Source organism: Kitasatospora sp. NPDC058444 (assembly GCF_042721415.1).
Classification (GTDB): Bacteria; Actinomycetota; Actinomycetes; order Streptomycetales; family Streptomycetaceae; genus Kitasatospora.
Window position 1 is genome coordinate 18,492 of record NZ_JBHXLL010000024.1, and the last position, 25,684, is coordinate 44,175.

General features: G+C 73.7%; 21 protein-coding genes. 9 read left to right on the top strand and 12 right to left on the bottom strand.

What is annotated here, in order from left to right:
• The first annotated feature begins 41 nt into the window (after positions 1-41).
• The 4 genes from ACFWP2_RS23890 to ACFWP2_RS23905 all read left to right on the top strand — a co-directional run bounded on the left by ACFWP2_RS23890 (position 42) and on the right by ACFWP2_RS23905 (position 3,900).
• Positions 42-1,091 (top strand): methyltransferase, encoded by a 1,050-nt coding sequence (locus ACFWP2_RS23890; RefSeq protein ID WP_380454657.1) that lies wholly within the window; start codon positions 42-44, stop codon positions 1,089-1,091.
• Between the two features lie 87 nt (positions 1,092-1,178).
• Positions 1,179-1,832: a transcriptional regulator gene (locus ACFWP2_RS23895; protein WP_380454660.1), complete on the top strand. Its 654-nt coding sequence runs from the start codon at positions 1,179-1,181 to the stop codon at positions 1,830-1,832.
• A complete protein-coding gene (locus tag ACFWP2_RS23900) occupies positions 1,829-2,962 on the top strand; it encodes an aminotransferase class I/II-fold pyridoxal phosphate-dependent enzyme (RefSeq protein ID WP_380454663.1) in 1,134 nt (377 codons plus the stop codon). The genes ACFWP2_RS23895 and ACFWP2_RS23900 overlap by 4 nt, the downstream gene beginning before the upstream one ends.
• Entirely contained in the window at positions 2,941-3,900 is a 960-nt protein-coding gene (locus ACFWP2_RS23905; RefSeq protein WP_380454665.1) for an ornithine cyclodeaminase family protein, read from the top strand. The genes ACFWP2_RS23900 and ACFWP2_RS23905 overlap by 22 nt, the downstream gene beginning before the upstream one ends.
• A gap of 51 nt (positions 3,901-3,951) precedes the next feature.
• Here ACFWP2_RS23905 and ACFWP2_RS23910 read toward each other — a convergent pair whose 3' ends face one another.
• Positions 3,952-4,515: a helix-turn-helix domain-containing protein gene (locus ACFWP2_RS23910; RefSeq protein ID WP_380454669.1), complete on the bottom strand. Its 564-nt coding sequence runs from the start codon at positions 4,513-4,515 to the stop codon at positions 3,952-3,954.
• Positions 4,516-4,536: 21 nt separating this feature from the next.
• Here ACFWP2_RS23910 and ACFWP2_RS23915 point away from each other — a divergent pair, with 21 nt between their 5' ends.
• Positions 4,537-5,583 (top strand): DMT family transporter, encoded by a 1,047-nt coding sequence (locus ACFWP2_RS23915; protein ID WP_380454672.1) that lies wholly within the window; start codon positions 4,537-4,539, stop codon positions 5,581-5,583.
• 90 nt (positions 5,584-5,673) lie between these two features.
• Here the strand turns inward: ACFWP2_RS23915 and ACFWP2_RS23920 are convergent, their stop codons facing one another.
• A complete protein-coding gene (locus ACFWP2_RS23920) occupies positions 5,674-6,117 on the bottom strand; it encodes a hypothetical protein (protein ID WP_380454675.1) in 444 nt (147 codons plus the stop codon).
• A 373-nt stretch (positions 6,118-6,490) separates the two neighbouring features.
• Between ACFWP2_RS23920 and ACFWP2_RS23925 the strand changes: the two genes are divergently transcribed.
• The gene (locus ACFWP2_RS23925; RefSeq protein ID WP_380454678.1) at positions 6,491-8,053 is read left to right on the top strand and encodes an alkyl sulfatase dimerization domain-containing protein; all 1,563 of its coding nucleotides are present in this window, start codon (positions 6,491-6,493) and stop codon (positions 8,051-8,053) included.
• A gap of 76 nt (positions 8,054-8,129) precedes the next feature.
• Here the strand turns inward: ACFWP2_RS23925 and ACFWP2_RS23930 are convergent, their stop codons facing one another.
• From ACFWP2_RS23930 to ACFWP2_RS23975, 10 genes are read right to left on the bottom strand one after another with little or no spacing between them, the layout of a single operon-like run.
• Positions 8,130-9,263, bottom strand: coding sequence for a Glu/Leu/Phe/Val dehydrogenase dimerization domain-containing protein (locus ACFWP2_RS23930; RefSeq protein ID WP_380454681.1), 1,134 nt, complete (start codon positions 9,261-9,263; stop codon positions 8,130-8,132).
• Positions 9,260-9,475, bottom strand: coding sequence for an MbtH family protein (locus tag ACFWP2_RS23935; RefSeq protein ID WP_380454683.1), 216 nt, complete (start codon positions 9,473-9,475; stop codon positions 9,260-9,262). The genes ACFWP2_RS23930 and ACFWP2_RS23935 overlap by 4 nt, the downstream gene beginning before the upstream one ends.
• Before the next feature lie 4 nt (positions 9,476-9,479).
• Complete coding sequence (locus ACFWP2_RS23940; RefSeq protein WP_380454686.1) at positions 9,480-10,271, bottom strand: indole-3-glycerol-phosphate synthase; 792 nt, start codon at positions 10,269-10,271, stop codon at positions 9,480-9,482.
• Positions 10,268-10,951: an N-(5'-phosphoribosyl)anthranilate isomerase gene (locus ACFWP2_RS23945; protein WP_380454688.1), complete on the bottom strand. Its 684-nt coding sequence runs from the start codon at positions 10,949-10,951 to the stop codon at positions 10,268-10,270. Before ACFWP2_RS23945 ends, ACFWP2_RS23940 begins: the two co-directional genes overlap by 4 nt.
• Positions 10,952-10,957: 6 nt before the next feature.
• Positions 10,958-12,097, bottom strand: a complete 1,140-nt coding sequence (locus ACFWP2_RS23950) for an acyl-CoA dehydrogenase family protein (RefSeq protein WP_380454690.1) — start codon at positions 12,095-12,097, stop codon at positions 10,958-10,960.
• Positions 12,098-12,110: 13 nt separating this feature from the next.
• The gene (locus ACFWP2_RS23955) at positions 12,111-12,485 is read right to left on the bottom strand and encodes an ectoine synthase (RefSeq protein WP_380454693.1); all 375 of its coding nucleotides are present in this window, start codon (positions 12,483-12,485) and stop codon (positions 12,111-12,113) included.
• Positions 12,486-12,497: 12 nt separating this feature from the next.
• Complete coding sequence (gene trpA / locus ACFWP2_RS23960; protein ID WP_380454695.1) at positions 12,498-13,301, bottom strand: tryptophan synthase subunit alpha; 804 nt, start codon at positions 13,299-13,301, stop codon at positions 12,498-12,500.
• Positions 13,298-14,341 (bottom strand): anthranilate phosphoribosyltransferase, encoded by a 1,044-nt coding sequence (locus tag ACFWP2_RS23965; RefSeq protein WP_380454697.1) that lies wholly within the window; start codon positions 14,339-14,341, stop codon positions 13,298-13,300. Before ACFWP2_RS23965 ends, trpA begins: the two co-directional genes overlap by 4 nt.
• A gap of 2 nt (positions 14,342-14,343) precedes the next feature.
• Positions 14,344-14,607 carry a phosphopantetheine-binding protein gene (locus ACFWP2_RS23970; protein WP_380454700.1) on the bottom strand — a complete coding sequence of 88 codons (264 nt, stop codon included), beginning with the start codon at positions 14,605-14,607 and terminating at the stop codon, positions 14,344-14,346.
• Positions 14,604-16,160, bottom strand: a complete 1,557-nt coding sequence (locus ACFWP2_RS23975; protein ID WP_380454702.1) for an AMP-binding protein — start codon at positions 16,158-16,160, stop codon at positions 14,604-14,606. Before ACFWP2_RS23975 ends, ACFWP2_RS23970 begins: the two co-directional genes overlap by 4 nt.
• Before the next feature lie 438 nt (positions 16,161-16,598).
• Here ACFWP2_RS23975 and ACFWP2_RS23980 point away from each other — a divergent pair, with 438 nt between their 5' ends.
• The 3 genes from ACFWP2_RS23980 to ACFWP2_RS23990 are packed head-to-tail and all read left to right on the top strand — an operon-like array spanning position 16,599 to position 25,674.
• Positions 16,599-18,344, top strand: coding sequence for a condensation domain-containing protein (locus tag ACFWP2_RS23980; protein ID WP_380454704.1), 1,746 nt, complete (start codon positions 16,599-16,601; stop codon positions 18,342-18,344).
• Complete coding sequence (locus ACFWP2_RS23985; RefSeq protein WP_380454707.1) at positions 18,341-22,519, top strand: amino acid adenylation domain-containing protein; 4,179 nt, start codon at positions 18,341-18,343, stop codon at positions 22,517-22,519. The genes ACFWP2_RS23980 and ACFWP2_RS23985 overlap by 4 nt, the downstream gene beginning before the upstream one ends.
• Complete coding sequence (locus ACFWP2_RS23990; RefSeq protein WP_380454709.1) at positions 22,516-25,674, top strand: amino acid adenylation domain-containing protein; 3,159 nt, start codon at positions 22,516-22,518, stop codon at positions 25,672-25,674. Before ACFWP2_RS23985 ends, ACFWP2_RS23990 begins: the two co-directional genes overlap by 4 nt.
• Positions 25,675-25,684: the final 10 nt, after the last annotated feature.

The following is a 25,684-nucleotide window of genomic DNA, read 5'->3' on the forward strand; positions in this document are numbered from 1 at the left end:
GCGGGGGCGGGCCCGGAGGTCACCGGATCGGGAGCTGCGCCATGACCGATGACGTCGGGCCCGGAGGGGGCTCGACCGCGGACGACCGGGTCCACCGCGCCGTCCTGCACCTGCTGACGGGCGCCTGGCGCACCCAGGCGCTCCACGCCGTGGCCGAACTGCGGATCGCCGACCACCTCGCCCGGTCCGCCGCCACCGCGCGACAGCTGGCCGAACTGACCGGGACCGACCCCGGCGCGCTGGCCCGGCTGCTGTCCTACCTCGTGGGCCTGGGGCTGCTGCGCCGCACCGAGGACGGACGGTTCGCCCTCACCGAGGCGGGCGCGCTGCTGGCGGACGACCACCCCGATTCGATGCGCGGCCTGGCCCTGATGTACGGCGGGCCGTTCTACCGGGCGTGGGGAAGCCTGCTGTACTCGCTGCGGACCGGACGGGACGCCTTCGGCGAGGTCTTCGGCGCGCCGTTGTTCGCGTACCTGGCCGCCCATCCGGAACTGGGCGGGACCTTCCAGTGCTCCATGTCCGCCGGCACCTCGTTCTTCGGTGCCGTCCCGGAGTGCTTCGACTTCGGCCGGGCCCGCGTGGTCGCGGACATCGGCGGCGGCAAGGGCTCGCTGCTCGCCGAGGTGCTCCGCGCCGTCGACTCCGTCCGGGGCGTGCTGTTCGAGGCACCGCACGTCATCGAGGACGCCCGCCGCCACCTCGGTGAGCTGGGCCTCCTGGACCGCTGCACGCTGGTGTCCGGCGACTTCTTCGCCGAGGTGCCGGTGACCGCGGACGTCTACCTGCTGTCCCGGGTCCTCCACGACTGGGACGACGACCGTTGCCTGGCCCTGCTCCGGGCCGTCGCGCGGGCGATGCCCGGACACGGGCGGTTGCTGGTCGTCGAACGGCTGATGCCCGAAGGCGACGAGGACCGGCTCGCGCTCGCCTGGAACCTGCACATGCTGGTCACGCTCCCCGGGGCCCGTGAGCGCACCCGGGCGGAGTACCGGGACCTCCTCGCCGGGGCCGGGCTGACGCTCCTCACGAGCCACGAGCTGCCGCTGGACGTCTCGCTCCTGACCGTCGGGCGCGCCCCGGGCGTCTGACCCTCCCGGCCCGGTCACGCGGCGGTCCTGAAAGCGATCGGACTTCCTTCTGGACTGTCCGTCCAGAATGGACGTATAGTCCAGAGAGTGGAGACCGCAGAAGAGAGCACAGACCCCCGGGTCCGGATGTGGGCGCCCGTGGGCCGGGCCGTCGCGCTGCTGCTGGGCCCGTACGCCGAGGTCGTCCTGCACGACCCGGACACCGACCGGGTCCTGGCGATCTGGAACCCGATGACCTCCCGCGGCCCCGGGGACCCTTCGCTGCTGGGTGAGCTGGACGCGCTGGACCCGTCGGCGCGGGACGTGTTCGGTCCGTACGAGAAGACGCTCGCGGACGGCCGCCGGCTGTCCTCGGTCAGCGCTGTCCTGCGCGACCCGGATGGCAAGGCCGCCGCGGTGCTGTGCGTCAACCTCGACCGCACGCCGCTGGAGCGGGCCGCCGCCGTGCTGTCCGCGTTCGGCGCCCCGACGACGCCGCGGCCCGAGCCGCTGTTCGAGCAGGACTGGAACGAGAGCGTCCAGCACATCGTCGGCGCGTACGTGCGCGAGTGCGGCCGCCCCGTCGAACGGCTCACCCGCGCCGACCGCCTCGCCGTCCTCGCCCGGCTGGAGGAGGCCAAGGTCTTCGCCGTGCGCCGCGCCACCCCCGTCGTCGCCGCCGCCCTGCGCGTCTCCCGCTCCACCCTCTACGGCCTGCTGGCCGAACTCCGCACCCCCAGTACGAAGGACACCCCCCGATGACCCGGCTGCCCGACTTCCGCCTCGAAACCTACTTCTCCCGCTGGGAGTTCACCGCGCGCCACCACCTGACCGCCTCCGACGTGCAGACCATGACCCTCGGGGAGCTGCTCGCGCTGGCCGACGACCAGGATCGCGCCGCGTTCGAGAACCTGTCGCTGGGCTACACCGAGACCTACGGTGACCCGGCCCTGCGCGAGACGATCGCCGGGATGTACGAGCGGGCGGACGCGGCCGACGTGATCTGCTTCGCCGGCGCCGAGGAGGCCCTCTACCTGGCGATGAACGTGCTGCTGGGCGCGGGCGACCACGCCGTGGTGGTGACCCCGAACTACCAGGCGGCCGAGACCGTGCCGCTCGCCCTGTGCGAGGTCACCGGCGTCGCCCTGGATCCGGAGCGGGACTGGGCCCTGGACCTCGACGAGATCCGGGCGGCGATCCGCCCGAACACCCGGGTCGTCTCGGTGAACTTCCCGAACAACCCCACCGGCAAGGTCATCAGTGCCGCCGACTTCACCGAGCTGGCGCGGCTGTGCGACGAGCGCGGCATCCACCTGTTCAGCGACGAGGTCTACCGCGGCCTGGAACGCGACACGGCCCGCACCCTGCCGCAGGCCGCCGACCTGTCCGAGCGCGCCCTGTCGCTGAACGTCACCTCCAAGTCGCTCGGCCTGCCCGGCCTGCGGATCGGCTGGATCACCTGCCGTGACCGGGAGTTGCTGTCCCGCCTGGAGCGGGCCAAGCACTACACCACCATCTGCAACTCCGCCCCCAGTGAGGTGCTGGCCCGCATCGCGCTCAAGGCCCGCACCACGATCCTGGACCGCAACCGGGCCCTCATCGCGGCCAACCTGCCGCTCTTCGACGCGTTCTTCGCCGAGCACCCCGACCTCTTCGAGTGGCGGGCCCCGGACGGCGGCTGCGTCGCCTACCCCCGCTACCTCGGCCCGGACGGCGTCGAGGAGTTCTGCACCCGACTGGTCGAGGAAGCCGGCGTCCTGCTGCTGCCCGCGAGCATCTACCGCTCCGAGCTCACCCCCACCCCGACCGACCGCTTCCGCATCGGCGTCGGCCGCGCCGACCCCGAGGCGGGCCTGGCCGCCTTCTCCCAGTGGCTGCGCGCGAACCGGTGACCCCGCCCGTCCTCGACACCGCCGCGATCAGGCGCGCCGCCACTCCGGAGCTGGTCCTCACCGCCGTTCGTGACGCGCTGATCGCCCACGCCCACGGCCGCACCACCGTGCCGCCACCGGTGCACCTGCGGTTCCCCGACGCCGACGGCGACTGCCACGTCAAGGCCGGCTGGGTCACCGACGCGCCCGACTTCACCGTCAAGATCGCCACCGGCTTCTACCGCAACCCCGCCGCCGGCCTGCCCACCAACCACGGCCTGGTCTGCGTCGTCAGCGCCCGAACCGGCGAGATCCGGGCGATCCTCGACGACCGCGGCCTGCTCACCGCCTGGCGCACCGCCGCCGCCGGCGCCCTGGCCACCCACGCCATGGCCCGGCCCGACGCCGCCACCCTCGCCGTGTTCGGCACCGGGGAACAGGCCCGCCTCCAGGTCGAATGGCTGGCCCGGCTCCGCCCGGTCGACACGGTGCTCGTCCACGGCCGCAGCCCGGAAAGGGCCAGGTCGCTGTGCGAGGCGTTCGACGCCCTCGGGCTGCACGCCCGGCCCGCCGCGGCCGAGGAGGCGGCCGCGGCCGACATGGTCGTCACCACCACGCCGGCCGCCGCCCCGGTCCTACGGGCCGAGCACGTCCGCGCGGGCGCGCACGTCACCGGCATCGGCACCGACATGCCCCACAAGAACGAACTGCCGGCGGCGCTCTTCGCCCGCGCGGCGCTGATCGCCACCGACGACCACCAACAGTGCCTGGACCACGGCGACTTCGGCCACGCCGTACGCGCCGGTGCCACGACCGGCACGAGCGACACTCCCCTGGGCCTCCTGCTCGAACGGCCCATCGAACGGCCGGACGGTGCGATCACGGTCGCCGACCTCACCGGGGTCGGCGCGCTCGACGCGGCACTCGCCTCGGCCGTCCTGCGCGAGCCGGCCCCGTAGCCGCCCCGGCACTCGGTGGGTCGCTCCGGGGCCGCCGTGCCCGTACGGGGATCACGCCACCGCTGTGCAGATGAAGCGCGCGACACCGTCGCCGACGTTGGCGTAGGCGTACGTCTGGGCGGTGCTGTAGATCGTGTAGCCGCCGGCCTCGACGATCACCGGGCCTTCCGCCAGGTCGATCAGCACCCGGCCCTCGGTCACCGTGACCATCTCGTGCCAGCCCTCGGGGTCGGGCTCGGCGGCGTACCGGTCACCGGGGCCGAGCGTCCAGCGCCACAGCTGGGCACCGCTGCGGGCGGGCACGCTGCCCAGTAGGACCGCCTCGCTGCCGGGCCGGCCGCCGCGCCAGGCCACCGCCTCGATGTGGCGGCGGCTTCGCTCGGCAGGGTCGCTGACGACGTCGACGATGGTGGTGCCGAGCGCCTCGGCCAGCCGGTCGAGGCTGGCGAGGCTGACGTTGGTGTCGCCGCCCTCCAGCTTGACGATCATGCGGCGGCTGATCCCGGACGCCTCCGCGAGGGCGGCCTGGCTCATCCCCGCCTGGCGGCGCAGGCGGCGCAGGTTCTCGCCGACGAACGCCAGGACGTCGGACCGCCCCTCGCGTGTGTGCACCATAGTGCCCTTAGCATGTGCACTATGGTGCACTTCCCCCGCTTCCCCCATGTCCGCCTCCCCGGCCGGGATCGCCGTGTCCTGGGCCTCGGCCATCACGACCTGGCCCTGGTCACCATCACCATGTTCTGGGGCACGACCTTCCTCATCGTGCACACCGCCATGCGCCACAGCGGTCCTCTCTTCTTCGTCGGCGCCCGCTTCGCCACCGCCGGGCTGCTCACCCTACTCGTGTTCCGCAAAGCCCTGCGGGGCCTGAACCGCAGGGAGCTGGTGGCCGGAGTCTCGGTCGGGGTGACGATCTTCCTCGGCTACGCACTCCAGACGTTCGGCCTGCAGACCGTCAGCAGCAGCACCGTCGCCTTCATCACCGCGCTGTACGTCCCCCTGGTCCCGCTGCTGCAGTGGATCATCCTGCGCCGGCCGCCCAAGCCCGCCGCCATGCTCGGCATAGCCTGCGCCCTCACCGGGCTGATCCTCCTCGCCGGGCCCGGAGCCGTGGGCGGTGCGGCCTGGGGGGCCGGCGAACTAGCCACCCTGGGCTCGGCGGTGGCCAGCGCCGGCGAGATCGTCCTGATCAGCCGGTTCGCCGGACGGGTCGACCTGCGCCGCATCACCGTCGTCCAGCTGCTCACGGCGAGCGCACTGTCCTTCCTCGCCATGCCCGCGGCCGGCGAGCCGCTCCCCGCGTTCTCCTGGGTCTGGCTCGCCGCGGCCGTGGGGCTGGGCGCCGCGAGCGCCGTGATCCAGCTGACGATGAACTGGGCGCAGCAGTCCGTGCCCGCCGTACGGGCGACGCTGATCTACTCCGGCGAGCCCGTCTGGGGCGGCATCGTCGGCCGCCTGGCCGGCGATCGCCTCCCCGGGCCGGCGATCCTCGGCGCGGTGCTGATCATCCTCGGCGTCCTCGTCAGTGAGGCGCGACTCCCGCGGCGGAAGCGGCCCCGGTCGGCGGCTGTGCGCGGATCGGGTAAGTCCGGGCTGGGCGCGGCGGAGCTGCCGACCGGCGCCTCCGAGGGTGGCGAGCCCGCCGACGGCCGACCGGACCGCGCGGCCACTCCGGTCGCCTGAGCGGTCGCGCGTCGTCTCGCCGTGCCGGCACGGGCGCGAGCGCACGCGACTCCGCGGGCCGCCGTACCCGCGGTGGGCTTGCGCGGGCCGTCATTCCCAGGAGGGGTCGGCCAGGCGGCGGTACCACCAGAACTCGGTGCGCCACTGGCGGCGGTGGGCGAAGGGGTCGGGCAGGGTGCGGTCGCGCAGTGCCGTGTCCAGGGGCCGGACGAGGCGGGCGAGTTCGGCGCGGGCGCGGGGCGGCAGCCGGTCCAGGACTTCCTGCAGCACGTCGCGGGCGTGCCGGACGTCGTCGAAGGCGCAACCGGGACAGGAGGTGACCATCGACTCCTGCGGGTAGAGCGGGCGCCGGCCCGGTGGGTGCAGGAAGGCCCGGAAGCGGCGCAGCGCCCGGTCGGTGGCGCCGGAGGTGAGGTACCAGCTGTCGCTGCGGGCCTCGATGCGGTGGACGGCGAGGCTGGCGCGGGCGGAGAGCCCGTGGATGCGCGGCGGCGGGGCGCAGGCCCGGGCGCGGGCTCCGTGAGCTCCTTGCACTCCTCCGGCGCGCAGGGCGCGCGGGCGGTTACGCGGCATCGGCCTTTCGGCGGGTGGTCATGGGCGCCATGGTGCCAGGCCGGGACGGGTTGTGTCGCGCGGGTTTCGGGTTGGGGCCGACAGGGCGGGGGAGTGGACGTCGGTCGGGCCGACCTGACACTCCGTCAATCGCCTTGACGTGTTTTCGGACAACTCCGCCCCGCCGCCGAAGCGGCCGGTCCCTGGTGATCAGTGCGCCGGGCGGACCGGTGGCGCGGGTTCCGGTCAGCCCGAACACTCGTGCCGTTGTGTGTACGACACATCACACTTAGTGTCGGGGCTCGCCGTGCGTGGGGAAGCGCACGGCTCCGACCCTGCCTTGAGGAGCATGCCCGTGGCCGACACCTTCGTGCCCGTGGAGCCGACCGCCTACGTCGCCCAGCAGAACCAGGCCGGCGCCAAGCAACTGCCCGACGCCGGGAGGGACTTCGAGTTCGCCCAGCGCGGTCTGGTCGCCGCCGCGGACTCCGGCGTCGTCTTCTCGCGCAAGGGCGAGGACGTGGTCTGGAGGTTCGACGCCTTCGACTTCCTCCAGGAGGAGGCGCCGGGGGCGGTGGCACCGTCGGTGTGGCGGAAGGGGCAACTGGACTCCGTCTCCGCCGGGCTGTACTACGTGGCCGACGGCCTCTACCAGGTGCGCGGCTACGACCTCGCCGACATGACCATCGTCGTCGGTGGCGACGGCCTGGTGGTGATCGACCCGCTCGGCTCGTACGAGACGGCCCGCGACGCGCTGGCACTGTTCCGCAGGGGCACCGAGAACAGCAAGCCGGTACGCGCCGTCGTCCACACCCAGAGCGGGGTGGACCACTTCGGCGGCGTGCGCGGACTGTTCGCCGAGGTCCGCGACGTCGTGCCCGGCGACCTGAAGGTCTACGCCCCCGACGGGTTCCTCGCCGACGCGGTGCTGCGCCAGGTCACCGAGGGCGCGCGCAATGCCAAGCTGGTCGACTACGCCTACGGCACCCGGCTCGGCCACCCGAACCCGCACGGCCTGGTCGACTCCGACCTCGGCCGCACGGTCTCCCTCGGCGAGGCGACCTTCCTCGTCCCCACCGACACCGTCGGCGGCGTGCTGTCGCCCTCGACCCCGAAGGACACGTGGCCGTCCTGGGCCGGTGTCGCCTGGCGGGACGGCCTGTACGCGGTCGAGGTGGCCGGGGTGAAGCTGGTCCTTCAGCCCGCGACCGGACACGCCTCGCCCGCCGAACTGAACCTCTACCTGCCCGAGTTCAAGGCCGTCCACCTCGCCGGTGCCGGCCTGCTGGGCGCCCCGGGCAAGGGCCGCGCCGACCTGCTGAACGCCACCACCGCCGCCTTCGGCACCACGGCCGAGATCGGCTTCGGCGCGTACGGGTGGCCGGTCTGGGGCAAGGAGCAGGTCTCCACGTGGCTGGCCGGCCGGCGTACCGCCGCCACCGCCGTACCCGACGCGGGCGCCGTCGCCCCGCTGCTCGCCACCCCCGGCTACCTGGACACCCCCGCCCGCACCGTGCGCGAGGTGTGGTCCAAGCTGTACGGCACCGCCCTGGGCGCCCCGCAGCTGGCCGCGACCGCCAAGGCGGGGCTGCTGCTGCCGGGCAGCGCGGGCAAGCAGGTGGACGCCGCGCAGCGCGCCTACGACGACGCGGTGCCGGACTACGCGAAGGCGGTGCTGCTGCTCGACCCGGTCATCTCCGCCGCCTCGATCCCGCTGGCCGTCCCGGCCGCCACCGAGAAGCAGGCCCGCGCCCTCCAGTCCAAGGCGCTCACCCAGCTCGGCTACCTCGCCCCGAACGCCCGGCTGCGGAACGCGCTGCTGACCGCCGCCCGCGACGTCCTCGACCCGGGCTCGGCGGTGACCCGCTTCACGCAGGCCGTCGCCGACCTGGCCTCGTACGCCAACCCGCTCAAGTAGCGGACCCGCGCCTTCGGGCGCCGTCGAGCGGATCGGGGCGGCGCGAGGCGCACCCCGATCCGCCACCGGGTGGAAATCAGCGCGAACCGAGGAGCTGCGCGACCGGATCGGCGCTGCCGGAGGCGCTCAGCTCCTGCACCAGCTCGCAGTTCCCGGTGATCCTGCCGGCGACCCACTCGCGCAGCCACGCGGACAGGTGCGGGAGCGGCAGGTCGGACGGGGCCAGCCCGGCGAGCACACAGCCCGTCGCCGCCGCGCCGCCGACGTTGACGACCACGTCCGGCAGGACGGTGTGGCCGGCCTCGCGCAGCAGCCGGCGGGCCGGTGCGGTGCAGCTCAGGTTCCCGCCCTCGACCACCAGGCGGGCCCGGACGGCCGGCACCGCCTGCTCGTCGACCGCGGAGGCGGATGCCGCCAGCACCAGCACGTCGGCGTCGACGTGCAGCCATGCCTGCCCGGGCCCGTGGACGGTGACCCGGGCGGGCAGCCGGCTCCGGTCGATCGCGCCGTCGCTGCCGGTGAGCGCGGCGAGTTCGGCGACGGGCAGTCCGCGCTGGTCCTCGACGGTGCCGTTGACGTCGGCCACGGCCACCACCCGGTGGCCGTGGGCGGCCAGGTGACCGGCCACCGCGCGCCCGACCGTGCCGAAGCCCTGGACCGCGATGCGCTGCGGGGTCCGCGCACCGGAGGCCCGCAGGGCGCCGAGCACCGCGACGGCCACGCCGAACCCGGTGATGTCGCCCATGTGGTCCCACAGTTCGGCCCAGTCGACGGTGAGGCGGGTGGTGCCGGGGCGGCGGGTGACGTCGTACCCGGCGGCCTCGAAGGCCAGCTGCCGGTCGGCGTAGGTGGTGCCCTGGTCGCACCCCAGGTACACCCCGCCGTGCAGCAGCGGGGCCGCGGCGCGGCCGAACCCGCGCATCACCTCCTGCCGCTCGACGGTGGCGCCCGGATCGGGTGCGATGCCGGCCTTGGCGCCACCGATGGGCAGCCCGACCAGTGCCAGCTTGTGGGTCATCGCCCTGGCGAGCCCGGCCAGTTCCTGCTCGGTGACCGTCCCGGTCATCCTGGTGCCGCCCATGGCCAGGCCGTCGACCACGGAGTCGACGACGACCCAGCCCCGGGCCTGGCAGCTCGCGAGGTTCAGGGCGGTGGTGAGCACGGGCCCGCTCGCCGGGGGCGCACCGTGCGGTGCGTGCGTCAGGCTCATTGCGCACCGTCCTCCGGGACGGAGCGCAGGCGCAGGCTGCGGGGGCGCATGTCGGTCCACACGCGTTCGATGTGCGCGAGGCATTCGTCCTTCGCGCCCCGTACGCCGACCTCGTGCCAGCCCGCCGGGGACTCGCGGTCGGCGGACCAGATCGAGTACTGCTCCTCGTCGTTGACGACGACCTTCCACTGCTCGGGTGCTTCGCTGGTCATGCCGTTACCTCCGGGTGTCCGTGGTCGGGGGGTCCGCCGGGCGGCGGACGGGTGGAGTCGGTTCGTGGCCGGCGTCGGGGCCGGTGTGACGAGGGGTGCCGGGGCCGGTGCCGAGGCGGGCGTCGAGGCCGTCCAGCCATTGCGGCAGGCTCGCGGCGCGCAGGAGGCCCGTGCCGACGAGCACGCCGGCGAAGCCCTCCCCGAGCAGGCGGGCGGCGTCGTCGGGGCGGCGGACGGCCCCGGCGCTCACCGGGCACCGGGTGCCGCCGCGCAGCACCGCGGGCAGCAGTGCCGAGCTCCGCCCGAGGTCGCCCGCGCCGCGTTCGCGGGTGGCGATGTCCTTGTTGTTCACCGCGACCACGCACTCCTCGGCGCGTGGCACGCGGCTGATCTCCTCCTCGGTGGTGACCTCGACGAACGGCGTCAGGCCCAGGCGCAGGCCGAGGTCGACCAGACGGCCCAGGGTGGCGCGCGGCAGCAGCGCGGCGGTGAGCAGGACCGCGGACGCGCCGTCCTCGCGGGCCTGGTGCAGGTGGCTCCGGCGGGTGATGAAGTCCTTCTGCAGCACGGGCAGGTCCGTCGCCGCCACGACCTCGCGCAGCAGCTCCCGGGTGCCGCCGAACCACCGCCCGGTCACCACGGACAGGCAGGGGGCGCCGACGTCCTGGTAGTCGGCCACCAGGCGGGCGGCCGATCTGTCACCGAACAGGTCGTGGCCTGCGGCGTCCTGCCGCTTGAGCTCCATGATCACCGGTCGGCGGGCGTCCAGCAGCGCCTCGATGAACGCGGCCGTCATCCGGGCGCTCCGGTGCCGTCCGTCGCCCGCCAACCGCGCCGCAGGGCCGTGACCCGGTCGCTGTTCAGCCGTCCGCCGGGGTCCCTGGCCGCGGTGTCCACGTCGATGCCCAGGTACAGGGGGTGGTCCAGCACCGCCCGGTAGTCCTCCCGGTTGTCGGCCGAGATGCCGCCGGCCAGCAGGAAGGGGCGCGAGAGGCGGTCCGCGATCTCGGTGACGGCCCCGGGGGCCGCGGGTTGCCCGGTACTGCCGATCCGGCCGTCCCCGGCCACCGCGTCCAGCAGGAAGACGTCCGTTCCCGCCCGCTCGTACGCCGGGATCAGGGACCGTTCCGCGCGGATGGCCGGACCGAGGTGCAGCACCTTGACCACGGTGAGGTCCGTGGCGGCCTTCAGCGCGCGGACCAGGCCCGGTGGCTGGTAGCCGTGCAGCTGGACCCACCGCACCCGGGCCGCGGCCGTCGCCGCGCGCAGTGCCTCGGCGTCGTCGAGGAAGGTCACGAGGACCGGACGCAGTCGCGCCGTTCGGTGCACTTCGGCGGCGAGCAGTAGGAACTGACTGTACATCAGGTCCGTTCGGCCCCCGGGAACGCCGTGCCACAGGCCGACGAGGTCGACTCCGGCGCGGTCGAGCGTCGCCACGTCCTCGGCCGTGGCGGCTCCGCAGATCTTGACCAGCATCAGGTGTCACAGCCCCAACATGGCGGCGATGCGGTTGCGTTGGATCTCCGAGGTGCCCGAGTAGATCGGGCCGGCGACCGCGTCGCGCAGGTCCTTCTCCAGCCCGTACTCGGCCAGGTACCCGCTGCCGCCGAAGATCTGCACGGCGGCCAGCGCGGAGGAGAGGTTGCCCTCGCCGGCGAGGAGCTTGGTGGCGGCGATGTCCGTCGTGACGTTCTCGCCCTCCGTCAGCCGGACCGCCGTGTCGTAGAGCCACTTCCGCGCGGTGTCGAGGCCGATCCGCATGTCCACGATCTTGTGGGAGACCGACTGGTAGGAGCCGATCGGCTTGCCGAACTGGACGCGTTCCCTGGCGTACTCGACGCAGCGGTCGAGCCGGTAGCGCATCTGCCCGGCGTTGATGACGAAGGAGCAGAGGATCTCCCACTTCATCACGTGGTCCAGGACCAGGAACCCGGATCCGACCCGGCCGATCACGGCGGACGCGGGGATCCTGCAGTCGTCGAAGTGCAGTTCGCCCAGCGGCGCGGTCCGCAGCCCCATGGTGGCGACGGGTGCCCCGACGACCAGTCCCGGGGTGTCCCGCTCCACGACGAAGGCGGTGACGCCGAGCGGGCCGCCGTCCGGGTGGGTGCGCGCGTAGACCACGAACACGTCGGCCACCGGGCCGTTGGTGACGAAGGACTTGGAGCCCCGCAGCACGAAGCCGTCGTCCTCGCGGGTGGCCGTGGTCCGCATCGCCAGCGCGTCGGAGCCGCTCCCGGGCTCACTGATCGCGTGCGCCCCGATCGTCGCTCCCGAGCAGATCCCGGGCAGGTGGCGCGCCTTGAGATCCGGCGACCCGAACCGTTGCAACGGGACCCCGGCGCCGACCAGGTGGGTGGCGACCGAGAAGTTCAGTCCGCCGTCACGGCACCCGGCACCGAGCTGTTCGAGCACGTGCATGGTGGTGAGCAGGTCCTGTCCCAGCCCGCCCCACTGCTCGTCGAACGGCAGGCCGAGGATTCCGGACCGCCGGATCAGCTCCCACTTGTCCCGCGGGAAGGCTCCTGCCGCGTCCCGCTCGAGATGGCCCGAGCTGAGCTCCTCGCACCACCGGCCGATCCCTTCGCCCAGCGCGATCTGCTCGGCGTTCCACCTGATCATCCGTCAGCCCTTCTCAGTACTCGGAGAATTCGGCCGAGTCCAGGTTGTGGCGTTCGTCGCCGCGCAGCGCGGGGGCGAACACGCACACCAGGCGGAGGTCCTCGTCCTGGCCCGCGATCAGGAAGTGGGCTTCGTTGCGGTCGAGCGCGTACAGCGTGCCCGGCTCGATCGGGTGGGCCGTGCCGTCGGCGAGCACCACCTCGCCCGATCCGTCGATGCAGTAGCAGGCCTCCAGGTGGCGGCGGTACTCCAGCCGCGACTTGGTGCCGGCGCGGACGGTGGTGTCCGTCATCGTGTAGCCCAGGCCGTCGGATTCGAGAAGGAACCTGCGGCTGAGCCCGTTGCCCCAGTCCACGGTGGTCACTTTGTCAAGGCGTCGGACGATCATCGGGTGTGCCTCCTAGCGGTTTGCTGAACACGGCGAAACGGTGTGCACGAAGGTGTGGAACTCCTCGACCACATCGGCCCCTTCGGCGAGGGCCTGCTCGATCCGGGCGACCCCGGCGCTGCCCACGACCGCGGCGTCGGCGCCGAGGCGGTGCAGTAGGGCGATGTCCGCCCTGGAACGGACGCCGAATCCGACGGCGATCGGTACGGCGGCCGTCCTGCGCAGTGCGGCCAGCGCGGCGGCCAGCTCCCGGTGGTCGGCCTTCAACTCGCCGCCGCTGCGGCCGTAGTGGGCCACCAGGTACAGGTACGCGGTGGCGCACTCGGCGGCCGCGGCCTTCACCTCGGCCGCCGACGCGGTGTAGCAGGTGGCCACCACGGGCAGCCCCGCCTCCCGCACCGCTTCGAGGTAGCCGGCCCGCAGCCGCGGTGGCAGGCCGTGGACCAGCAGCCCGTCGACGCCCGAGTCGGCGACCCGCCGGACGAAGCCGGGCACGGTCAGGCCTCTGACCGTGTGGCTCCAGTCGGCCAGCAGTGCCACCCGCAGGTGGCGCAGCCGGGGCAGGATCCCGACCAGGAAGTCGAGCACCTCGTCGAGTCCGACACCCTCGGCCAGGGCCCGCTGCGCCGATCGGCGGATGACGGGCCCGTCGGTGACCGAGTGGGGAAAGGGCACCGCCAGCTCCAGGCAGTCCACCCGGCAGTCGTCGAGCATCCGCATGACGTCGGCCAGGACGGGCAGCGGGGGGTCTCCGGCGTTGAGGAACACCGCCAGGCCGGGCCGGTCCGGTGGCCGGTGCGCGAAGAACACGCTCACCGCGCACGCGCCGTGGTCGCCACGCGGCGCGCCGGCCGCGCCCGCAGGCGGTCGACGAGCTCGCGTGCGGCGCCGCCGCGCAGGGCGTCGTCGGCCGCCCCGATCGCCTCCGGCCAGCCGTCGATCAGCCCGCTCGCGACGGCCAGGGCGGCGGCGTTCAGGCAGACGGTGCGCGTCGCGAGAGCTGGGCCGTCCCCGGAGAGCACGTCGAGGAAGTGGCCGACCACGTCCGCTCCCGCCGCGGCCGGCCGGAGGTCGGCGATCGTGCCGCGCCCGGGACCGGGTGCCTCGGCCGGCAGCCCGACCCCCTCGGTGCCGTCGTTGGTCAGGACGAGGTTGTCGACGGAGCTGACGAGCTCGTCGATTCCCAGCTCGTTGGAGCAGAGCCAGATCCTCCGGTCGGCGACCGTGGCGGCGACCCGGCCCAGAGTCGGCAGCAGCGAGTGGTCCGAGACACCGACGATCTGGGCGGAGACCGGCACCGCGGCCAGGAAGGGGCCGACCGCGTTGACGAATCCGCCGATCGTCCGCAGGTCCATCGGCACGATGCTCCGGGCCAGCAGCGCCACCTCCCGCGGGTAGACGAAATTCCCGGGGAAGGCGATGCCGAAGCGTTCCAGCAGGGTGTCGGTCTGCTCGTACGAGGTGGTCGTCGCGATGCCGAGGCGCTCGAGGAGATCGTGGGAGCCGCAGGAGCTCGTGTAGGCGCGGGATCCCGTCTTGACGACGCGCACGCCCAGGGCCGCGGCGAGGAGCGCCGCCGCGGTGGAGATGTTGAACGTGGCCGGCCCGCCTCCGGTGCCGACGATGTTGGCCGTGCCGGCCGGCCACGCGGCGACGGCCGGCCGGCGCTCGTCCAGTGAACGGAGCATCCCGACCAGCGTGTCGCCCTCGGGCATCCGGGTGGACAGCGAGGACAGCAGTGCCACCGTCTCGCCGGACCGGAGTGCGCCGTCCCGCAACTGGTCCCAGAAGGACCCCCACAACTCCTGATCGACGGTGCGGTCCCGGGCGATCAGCGCTCGCAGCACCTCGTGCATGACTACCGGGAGTCCGTCCGCTGCCGCCGGGCCCGCTCGATGAACCCGCTGATCGAGGCGACGGAGCGGAAGCTGTCCGGGTCGAGGTCGAACTCCTCGACGCGCAGGTCGAAGCGGTCCTCGAGCCAGGCGATCGTCTTGAGCAGGCCGAGGCTGTCGATGACCCCGCCGTCCACGAGGTCGTAGTCGGCGTCCAGCTCGTTAGCGCCGACGTCCGGCAGGAACTCCTCGATGATGAACTGCGTGACTGTCGCGGCGTGTTTCACGTGGCCGTTCCTTCGGTTGGCTGGGACGGGGATTCGGTGTGCTCGGGGGAGCAGGCGTGCTGGATGGGGGTGCGGTCGATCTTTCCGGTGGACGTCCTGGGCAGCGGGTCGTCCACGATCAGCAGGGTCGAGGGGACGGCGGTGAGCGGAAGCCGTCGGGCGCAGTGCCGGCGCAGCGCCAGCGAGTTCAGCCGGCTGTCCGGGGCGCGGCGGACCACGCTCCGCAGCAGGCGGCCGGCCACCGGGTCGGGCACGGCCACCACGGCCGCCTCGACGACGTCGGGGTGGCCGAGCAGCACCTGCTCGACCTCGTGGGTGTTGACCCGTACGCCGCGGACCTTGACCTGGTGGTCGTTGCGGCCCTCCAGGGTGATGCGGCCGTCCCGGTCACGCCGGACGAGGTCGCCGCTGCGGAAGTAGCGCCGCGTCCGCCCTTCGTGGTGGTGGGGCGCGAACCGGTCCGCGTCCTGTTCCCGGTCCAGGTAGCCGTCGGTCTGGAACGGCGTCGCGACGTGGAGCTCGCCGGTTCCCGGCCCGGTGAGGACCCCGCCGTCGGCACCGACGATCACCGCGTGGACCCCGGGCAGCGGGCGCCCGATCGGCACCGGGCCGTCCGCCGGCTCGGTGCCGTCGACCTCGTGCAGGAAGCTGTCGTTGGTCTCGGTGCAGCCGTAGACGTTGTAGAGCCGCGCACCGGGGAACAGGTGCGGAAGTCCGGCCAGGCAGTGGGCGGGCATGCTGTCACCGGTGAAGACGACGTGCTCGACCGTGTCGAGCCGCCGGCCGCTCCCGGCGGCCGCGTCGAGCAGCAGCCGGTAGAACATCGGTACCGCCTGGACGAGTCGGACCGCGTGGCGGGACACGAGGTCCAGCAGGTGGCCCGGGTGGGTGGCCAGGGCCGGGTCGACCAGGACGACCCGGCCGCCGAACCTGAGCGTGGTCCAGATGTCCAGCAGGCACAGGTCGAAGGTGAGCGGGGCGTAGTTGAGGACCGTCGTTCCCCGGCGGATGCCGAACCGCTCGCCGGCCCAGGTGGTGAAGCGGTCCACCGCCCCCGTGCTCAGGGGCACGATCTTCGGCCTCCCGGTGGACCCGGAGGTGGTGAACATGAAGGAGACGTCGGCGGGCTCCGTACGGCGCGGTGCCTTCGGTTCCCCCGGCCGGTCCGAGGCACGCTGCCGCTCCGAGGTGCCCGGCACGGGGCCGGGCGCCTGGGGGCCCTCCGGCGAGAGGACGTGCAGGATTCCGGCCTGCTCGACCAGCGCGTCGGACGTTCTCCCGTCCGGCGTGGGCGCCGGCAGCAGCAGGAAGCGCCGTCCTTCCAGGAGGCAGGCGAGCACCAGGGCGATCGTGGCGGGCGACTTGGCGGCCGGGATGCCGATCGGCTCGTCCCCGCCAGGGGCGAGCCGGGCGATCCGGACGCGCTCCCGCTCCGCCAGCAGGTGGAGTTCACGGTAGGTCGTCTCCTCTCCGCGCCACACCAACGCCGGATCACCGGGGTGTTCGGTGGCGTGCGAGACGAATGAACCCACCAGGCTCTGCTGTTGCACCATGACTTCTCCGAGTTCACGCAACGGGGGGTGAGTTCATATACAACGGATGAGTTCACGCAACGGGTTCACCGATCTCATTCGGAACAATGAAGGCCCGACAGGAAAGGGGGCCGAAGCGGCCTCCCCGTGGCGAAAGAAGAATTATCACGTGCCGCCCGTCCGGGGAAGTGGCGTGTCCGATTCACCTCATGACGGCACGTCAGTGACGGTTCCATGGGCCGAAGCGCCGATGCTAACCATCGAGTGTGTTCGATCTACATAAGGATTCCCGTCGGCTGGCGTAAAGATTGTCTTGATGCCCGCAACCCTCTTCCTTGTCTTGCGGAGTGAGATGGGAGCTGCCTACTATCCGCCGTACTGTTCGCGAACCAGCGAATCGGCGAGGGGATTTCCGGGGGTGCTGAAGCGTTCCCGATCGCCGTGAAAGGTGGATCCGTCATGTCTGTTCCCGATCGGCGCGCGCACGCTCCGACCCTGTTGTCCTTCGCCCAGCAACGGCTGTGGTTCCTCGATCGGCTGCGGCCGGGCCGGCCGGACCACAACGTCCCGACCGCGGTCCGCCTGCGCGGCCCACTGGACGAGGGGGCGCTCGTCCGGGCGCTGACCGAAGTCGTGCGGCGCCACGAGGTGTTGCGCGGCAGGATCGTCGACTCCGAGGACGGCCCGCGCCATGTCACGGAGCCGGTCGGGACCTTCGCGCCGACGGTCACCGATCTGACGCACACCTCGGCGGAGCGGGCCTGGCAGCGGGCCCGGGAGCTGGTGGCCGCCGATCTGGCGACCCCGTTCGACCTCGGGACCGCTCCGATGCTGCGGGCCCGGCTGATCCGCGTCGCCCCCGACGACCACCTGCTGCTCCTGGTGATCCACCACATCGCCTGCGACGGCTGGTCGCTGTCGGTGCTCTGGCAGGAGTTCTCCGCCGGATACGGCGCCGCCGTCGCCGGCCGGCCGATCGCCCTGGCGGACCTGCCCGTCCAGTACGCCGACTTCGCCGACTGGCAGCGGAGCCACCAGGACGGACCGGCCCTGCTGAACCAACTCGCCTACTGGCGCGAACGCTTGGCGGGTTTGAGCCCGTCGGTGCTCCCGACGGACCGACCCCGCCCCGCCGTGTGGTCGGGCCGGGGCGACCAGGTGGAGATCGAGATCCCCGCGGAACTCGCCGACCGCGTACGGGAACTGGGGCGCGCCCACGAGGTGACGCCGTTCATGGCGCTGCTGGCCGCCTTCCAGGTCCTGCTCGCGCGCTGCACGGGACAGGCCGAGGTGACGGTGGGCACGCCGATCTCCGGGCGCACCCGGATCGAGGTGGAGCCGCTGGTCGGCTTCTTCGTCAACACCCTCGTGCTGCGCACCGACCTGTCGGGCGACCCCGGCTTCACCGACGTGCTCGCCCGGGTACGGCGGGGCGCGGTGGAGGCCTACGCCCACCAGGACGTCCCCTTCGAACGGCTGGTGCAGGAGCTGCGGCCCGAACGCGATCTCGGCCAGCACCCGCTGGTCACCGTCATGTTCCAGCTGGAGGATCCGCCCGCGCTCCCGTCCGGCCTTCCGGGGCTGGAGGTGAGTGGCCACCGGATACCGAACGACGTGGCGAAGTTCGACATCGAGGTCTCCATGACGGACCACGGTGACCGCTTCACCGGCGTCGTCCGCTACGCCGCCGACCTCTTCGACCGGGACACGGTGCGGCGCCTCTCCGAGGGCTTCGGGGCGCTGCTCGGCCACCTCGTCGGCAGCCCCGAACAGCCGATCTCGGCGTGGCAGACCCCCGACGGCCTGCCCGTGGGCCGCTCCGCTCCGACGGTCCCCGGCACCGCCACCGGGCAGCCCGCGGCCCCGCGGCCCGACGCCGAGCAGGCCGGCAGTCCCGTCACCAGGACCGAGACCAGGACCGAGACCGAGACCGAGCTCCTCGTGCTGGAGACCTGGGCCGAGGTGCTCGGTGTCACCCCGGACGGCGTGCACAGCGACTTCTTCGAACTGGGCGGCCACTCGCTCCTCGTGTCGAAGGTCATGTCCCGGCTCGGCCGGGCACTCGACCTCGAACTGCCGGTCGCCCTGCTGTTCCACCACCCGACCGTCGCCGAACTCGCCGACGGCATCGACGCGGCGCTGCTGGCGGACCTCGGTGCCGCCGAAGCGGAATCGCTGCCCGCCGGAGAGGCCCGTCACCCGTGAAGGCACAGCCCATCCGACCCGAGCCCGGCCGACCGGCCGCCCCCACGCCGGCTGCCCCCACGCCGGCCGTCACCCGGGCCCTGCTCGACCAGCGCGTCCGCGCGGCCCGCAGCAGGGCCGCCGGGAGCGAGCCGGAGGCGGCCGTCCCGCCCCGCCCGGAGGGCGCACAGGTGGCCTCGTTCACCCAGGAGCGCCTGTGGCTGGTCGAGCGGCTCTCCGACGGCCCCGCGCTCTACAACGTCCACGAGGTCTTCCGGTTGCGCGGCCCGCTGGACGCGGCCGCCCTCGGCCACGGCCTCACCGAGCTGGTGCGGCGCCACGAAGTCCTGCGCACCGCCTTCCCCGAGCGGGACGGGCGCCCCAGCCCCTCGGTCGAACCGGCCCGGCCGCTCGACCTGCCCGTCACGGACCTGCGGACCGAGCCCGCGCGGCACCGGACGCGGCTGGCCCTCGATCTCGTCCACTCCGAGATCCTGCGCCCGTTCGACCTGGCCACCGCCCCGCTGCTGCGCGCGTCACTGCTGCGGGTCGACGAGGAGGAACACCTCCTGGTGGTGGTCGTCCACCACATCGCCGTCGACGGCTGGTCGATGCCGCTGCTGTGGGACGACCTGTCGGAGCTGTACCGGAGCCGGCTGGAGGGGCGCGCGCACGAGCTGCCCCCCTTGCGGATCCAGTACGCGGACTTCGCCCACTGGCAGCGGACTCGGCTCTCCGACGAACGCCTACAGGGCCAACTGGACTACTGGACCGCGCAGTTGGCCGGACTGCCGCCCCTGGACCTGCCCACCGACCGTCCGCGCGGACCGGTCCGCACGGGCCGCGGCGAGCGGATCACCTTCACGGTGCCCGAGGCACTGGCCGGGCGGCTGCGGCTGCTGGGCCGGCGGCACGGCGCCACGATGTTCATGACGCTGCTCGCCGCGTTCCAGGCCCTGCTCGCCCGCTACAGCGGGCAGTCCGACGTGGCGGTCGGCACACCGGTCGCGGGCCGGACCCGTCCGGAACTCGACCCGCTGGTGGGCTCGTTCATCAACACCGTGGTCGTCCGCACCGACCTCTCGGGCGACCCGAGCTTCGCCGAACTGCTCGATCGGGTCCGCCGGACCGCCGTGGACGCCTACGCGCACCAGGACCTGCCCTTCGAGCGGCTGGTGCAGGAACTGCGGCCGGCCCGCGGCCTCGACCGCAACCCGCTGTTCCAGGTGATGGTCGCCGGTCTGTCCGGCCCGAGTGCCTCCCTCCGCCTGCCGGGGACGGAGGTGGAACAGGTCGACGTGGACAACGGCACGGCCAAGGTCGACCTCAGCCTGGTGATCGCCGAGCGGTCGAGCGGCACGACCGGGACCGTGGCCTTCGACACCGACCTGTTCGACCGCGCGAGCGTGGAGCGGCTGGTCGGCCACTACCTCCGGCTGCTGGATTCCGCGGCCGGCGATCCCGACCGTCCCGTCTCGCGCCTGGACCTGCTCACCGAGCCCGAGCGCGAAGCGCTGCTGGTGGCCGCCAACGCCACCGACGAACCCTTTCCTTCGGACCTCTGCGTCCACGAGCTGGTCGAGGAGCAGGCCCGGCGCACCCCCGACGCGGTGGCGGTCCGCTGCGGCACCGAGCGGCTGACCTACCGCGAACTCGACCGCCGGGCCAACCGCCTGGCCCGGCACCTGCGAGCCCGGGGAGCACGGCCGGAACGCCTGGTCGGCGTCTGCCTGCCGCGCTCGGCGGACCTGGTCGTGGCCCTGCTGGCCGTCCTCAAGTCGGGCGCCGCCTACCTGCCGCTGGACCCGGACCTCCCGGCCCAGCGCCTGTCGTTCATGCTCGCCGACGCCGAGGTCCCGCTGCTGATCACCCGGCGCTCCCTGGCCGACCGGCTGCCGCGGCACGACGCCGCGACGGTGTGGACGGACGCCGAGGCCCGGCTCATCGCGGCCCTGCCCGACGACCGGCTGCCCCCGCTCGCGACACCCGCCGACCTGGCGTACTCGATCTACACCTCCGGTTCGACCGGCCGCCCCAAGGCCGTGCTGGTCCCGCACGAGGGCGTGGTCAACTACCTGGTGGTCCGCGGCCGACAGCTCGCCCTCGGCGAGGACGACGTCGTCGCCTCGGTGGCCTCGATCTCCTTCGACGTCATCGTCCCCCAGGTGCTGATGCCCCTGGCCTGGGGCGCCGGCGTGGTGATCGCCCCGTCGGACGTCGCGGTCGACGGCCCGCGCCTGACGGAGATGATGCGCGAGTTCGGCGTCACCACGCTGATGGCCACGCCGGCCACCTGGCTCCTGCTGCTGGACAGCGGCTGGCAGGGCGGCCGGTTCCAGGCCATCTGCGTGGGCGAACCGCTCCAGCCCGCCCTGGCCCGGCGGCTCCTCGACCGGGTCACCACGCTGTGGAACGGCTACGGCCCGACCGAGGCGTCCGTCGGCTGTGTTACCCGGCGCGTGGACGCCGAACGGGACCTGGCCCGGCCGGGCGGGTCCGTGCCGATTGGCCGGCCGCTCGGCAACCTCCGGATCCACCTGCTGGACCCCGCCGGCGCCCCGGTGCCCGTCGGCGTGCCGGGTGAGATCCACATCGGCGGGGTCGGCGTCACCCGCGGGTACGCCAACCGGCCGGGGCTGACCGCCGAGCGCTTCGTGCCCGACCCGTTCGGTCCCGCCGGCGGACGGCTGTACCGGACCGGCGACCTGGCCCGGTACCTGCCGGACGGCAGCCTGGTCTTCCTCGGCCGCACCGACGAGCAGGTGAAGATCCGGGGGTACCGCATCGAGCTGGGCGAGATCGAGGCCGCGCTGTGCGCGCAGCCCGGCGTCGCCAGGGCCGCGGTGACGGTGCGCGGCGGTGGGACGGACGCCGAACTGGCCGGCTACCTGGTGTGGCAGGACCGGCCCGGTGACCTGGCGGACCTGCGGCGCTCCCTGCGCGAGACGCTGCCCGAGTTCATGGTGCCCGCCACGCTGACCGCACTCGACCGGATCCCGTTGACCACCAACGGCAAGGTGGACCGCGCGGCCCTGCCCGCGCCCGCCCGCCACGCGCACGAGGCGGGCGCGCTGCCGCCGCGCGACCGGCTGGAACTCCTGATGACCAGGATCTGGGAGCGCGTGCTGGGCACCCCGCGGGTCGGTGTCCGGGACGACTTCTTCGCGCTGGGCGGGCACTCCCTCAGGGCGGTCGAGCTCGTGGAGGCGATCCGGCGGGAGTGGGGGATCACCGTGCCGCTGAACACGGTGTTCCGCCATCCCACCGTCGAGGCGCTGTGCGCGGAGCTGCCCGACGCGTCGCGGGCCCTGCGCCGGCTCGTGGTTCCGCTGGCCGAAGGCGACCGCCGCAGGGCGCCGCTGATCCTGGTGCACCCGCAGAGCGGCGACGTGTGCTCCTTCCTCCACCTGGCCGGACAGCTCACCGACCGCCTCGCCGAACCGGCTGCCGAACGGCCCGCCGAGCCGTTCACCGAGCAGCTCGCCGAACCGGTCGCCGAAGGGCCCGCGGAACGCCCCGTCGGCGGTCGGCCCGTCTACGGCCTGGAGGCCGTCGGCTACACCACCGAGGAGCCGCCACTGGCCACCGTCGAGGAGCAGGCGCAGCGCTACCTGCGGGAGCTGCGGTCCGTCCTGCCCGACGGCCCGTACCTGCTGGCCGGCTGGTCCTTCGGCGGGCTGGTCACCTTCGAGATGGCCCGCCTGCTGGAGGAGCAGGGGAGCCCGCCGGGATTCCTCGGGATCATCGACGCCGGGGCGCCCGCGTCCACCGGTGGATCCACCGACGGGCCCGACCAGGGGCCCGACCGGGGGGCCGACCGGGGGCCCGCCGGTGGGTCCGAGGAGCACGACGCCCTCGCCCTGCTGCTCCACGACGCGCACGCCCGTGAGCACCTTCCCCCGCGGGCGCGCAGCGAACAACTGCGCCGCATGGTGCGGGTCCTCACCACCAACGGCGACGCCGCCCGGCGCTACCGGTCGACGGCACAGCTGCGGACACCGATCCACCTGTTCACGAGCGCCGAGGCCCACCCCGAGCTCGCCGGCCCGGTCGTGGTCCCCGCCCGGTGGCGCGAACGCACCCGAGGGGCGCTGACCGTGGTCGAGGTGCCCGGCAACCACCACGACATGCTGTCGCCGCCCCACGTCGCGCCGTTCGCCGACGCGCTGTCGGCCGCCCTGGAGGAGCTCGGATGAACGACGGACACGAGCTTCCGCTGTCGTCGGCGCAGTCCGGCATCTGGTTCGCCCACCACCTGCGCCCCGGCAGTCCCGCCTACAACACCGGCGAGTACGTGGACATCCCCGGGCCGATCGACCCGGAGCTGTTCGAGGCGGCCGTGCGGCGCGTGGTGGGCGAGACGGAGTCACTGCGCGTTCGCCTCACCGACGGTGCCGACGGCCCCCGGCAGGTCGTCACCGCCTCGCCCGACTGGACGATGCACCACGTCGACCTGACGTCGGCACCGGATCCGCTGCGGGCGGCCGAGCGGTGGATGCGCGCCGACCTGGCCACACCGGTCGGGCTCACCCGGGACCCGCTCTTCCGCCAGGCCCTGTTCACCATCGCGCCGGACCGCTTCCTCTGGTACCAGCGCGTCCACCACATCGTGGTCGACGGCTTCAGCATGTCGCTCATCGCGCGCCGCGTCGCCAAGACGTACACCGCGCTGGTCGAGGGCAGGGGCGGGGCAGGACCGGCCTTCGGGTCGCTGCGCCGGCTGCTGGACCACGACGCCGCCCACCACGCGTCGCAACAGCCCGCCCAGGACCGGGAGTTCTGGGCGGCCCGGCTGGCCGGCCGGCCGGATCCGGTCAGCCTCGCCAGCCGCTCGGCGGCCGCCTCGGACACCTTCCTGCGCCGCACCGCCACCCTCGACGCGCCCACCGTGGCCGCGCTGCGGCGGGCCGCGCGACCCGCCCGGGCGAGCTGGCCCACCGCCTTCACCGCGACGGTCGCCGCCTACCTCCACCGCCTCACCGGCGAACGGGACATCGTGCTCAGCACGCCGGTGACCGGGCGCACCGGCACCCGCGCGCCGGCCGTCCCCGGCATGGTGGCGAACGTGGTGCCGCTGCGGCTGCGCGTGCACCCGGAACAGGGTCTGTCCGCACTCGCGCGACAGGTGGCCGAGGAGGTCGCCGCCCTGCGCCCGCACCAGCGCCACCGCAGCGAGGACCTGCGCAGGGAGCTGGATCCGGCACGCTCGGAGCGGGTCCTGTTCGGGCCCGTCGTCAACATCATGTCCTTCTACTACCACCTGGACTTCGCGGGCGTCCGGGCCACCGTGCACAACCTGTCCAACGGGCCGGTCGAGGACCTCTCGTTCTCCGTCTACGACCGCTCCGACGGCACCGAGCCCCGGCTCGACGTCGACGCGAACCCCGCGCTCTACTCCGAGGCCGAACTCACCGCCCACCAGCGGCGGTTCCTGCGGTTCCTGGACGCGGTGGCCCACGCCGACCCGGACCGGCCGATCGGCCGGCCCGACCTCCTCACCCCCGAGGAACGGCACCGGACCGTCGTGGCCGCCAACCGCACCGCGCAACCGCTGCCGCACCCGACGGTGCCGCTGGCCTTCGCCGCCGAGGTCCGCCGCGCGCCCGACGCGCCCGCCGTGGTGTGCGGCGAAACCACCCTGTCCTACGCGGAGTTGAACGCGAGGGCCAACCGGCTGGCGCACCGGCTCATCGCCCTCGGCGTCCGCTGCGACAGCACGGTGGCCGTGCTCATGGAACGCTCCGTCGACGTGGTGGTGTCGGTCCTGGCGATCAGCAAGGCCGGCGGCGCCTACGTGCCGCTGGACACCCGGGCCCCGACGGCCCGCCTGCGCCGCGTCCTGGCGGACACCGGGGCGGCGGTGCTGCTCACCCACCGGGCCACCCGGGACCACGCGCCGTCCCACCGCACACCGGCCGTCGTCGTCGACGCCGACCCCGGCCTCGCCGACGAGCCGGCCACCGACCCCGTCGTGCCGCTGCGCCCGGACCACCTGGCGTGCGTGCTGTACACCTCCGGGTCCACGGGCACGCCGAAGGGGGTGGCCCTGAGCCACCGCAACGTCGTCAGCCTGACCGCGCAGCGCTGTTGGCGCGAGGAGGACGGCCCGCGCGTCCTCGCGCACTCCCCGCACGCCTTCGACGCCTCGACCTACGAGTGGTGGGTGCCGCTGCTCAACGGCGGCCGGGTGATCGTGGCCCCGCCCGGAGAGCTGGCGCTCTCGGACCTCCACCGGCTCATCGTCGATCACCGGGTCGGCTCGCTGTGGTTGACGGCCGGGCTGTTCCGGGTGTTCGCCGAGGAGTCCCCCGGCACGCTGGCCCGGGTCGGCCAGGTGTGGACCGGCGGTGACATCGTGCCGGCCGACGCGGTGCGGCGCGTCCTGGCGCGTTGCCCGGACTCCGTGGTGGTCGCCGGGTACGGCCCCACCGAGGCCACGACGTTCACCACGCGCCGGGTGCTGCGCCCCGGTCAGGCCGTGCCCGACGTCGTCCCCCTCGGCCGACCGGTGGACAACAGGCGGGTGTACGTCCTGGACGAGGCGCTGTCGCCGGTGCCGCCGGGGGTGGCCGGCGTGCTGTACGTCGCCGGCGCGGGCGTGGCGCGCGGGTACCTGAACGACCCCCGCCGGACGGCCGGCCAGTTCGTGCCGTGCCCGTTCGGCGGACCGGGGGAGCGGATGTACCGCACGGGCGACGTGGTCCGCTGGAACGCCGAGGGGGAACTCGAGTTCCTCGGCCGCGCGGACGAGCAGGTCAAGCTCCACGGTTTCCGCATCGAACCGGGCGAGATCGAGGCGGTCCTGGCCGGGCATCCCGCGGTCGCCCAGGCGACCGTCGTCGCGGCCCCGGGTACCACCCCGTCCGACCGGCGTCTGATCGGCTACGTCGTCCCGGCCGGGGACCCGGGGCTCGACCCGGCGTCGGTGCGGGAGCACGCCCGCGCGGTCCTGCCGGACTACATGGTGCCTGCGGTGATCGTCACGCTCGACGCCTTCCCCCTGACGCCCAGGGGGAAGATCGACCGGGCCGCGCTGCCCGTCCCGGACCCGGACCCGGCACCGGCAGCGTCCGGCCCGGGGCCGCGGACCCCGGCGGAGCAGACGATGTGCGCCCTGTTCGCCGAGGTGCTCGGCCGGCCCGCGGTGGGCGTCGAGGACGGATTCTTCGCGCTGGGCGGCAATTCCCTGCTCGCGACCCGGCTGGTCAACCGGGTGAGGGTGAGGTTCGGCCGCGAACTCACCCTCGGCGCCCTGTTCCAGGCACCCACCCCGGCGCGCCTGCTCGAAGCGCTCGACGAAGCCCCGGACGCCGCGGCCGTCCCGGACCTCTCACCCCGTCCACGACCCTGACAGCGATCGT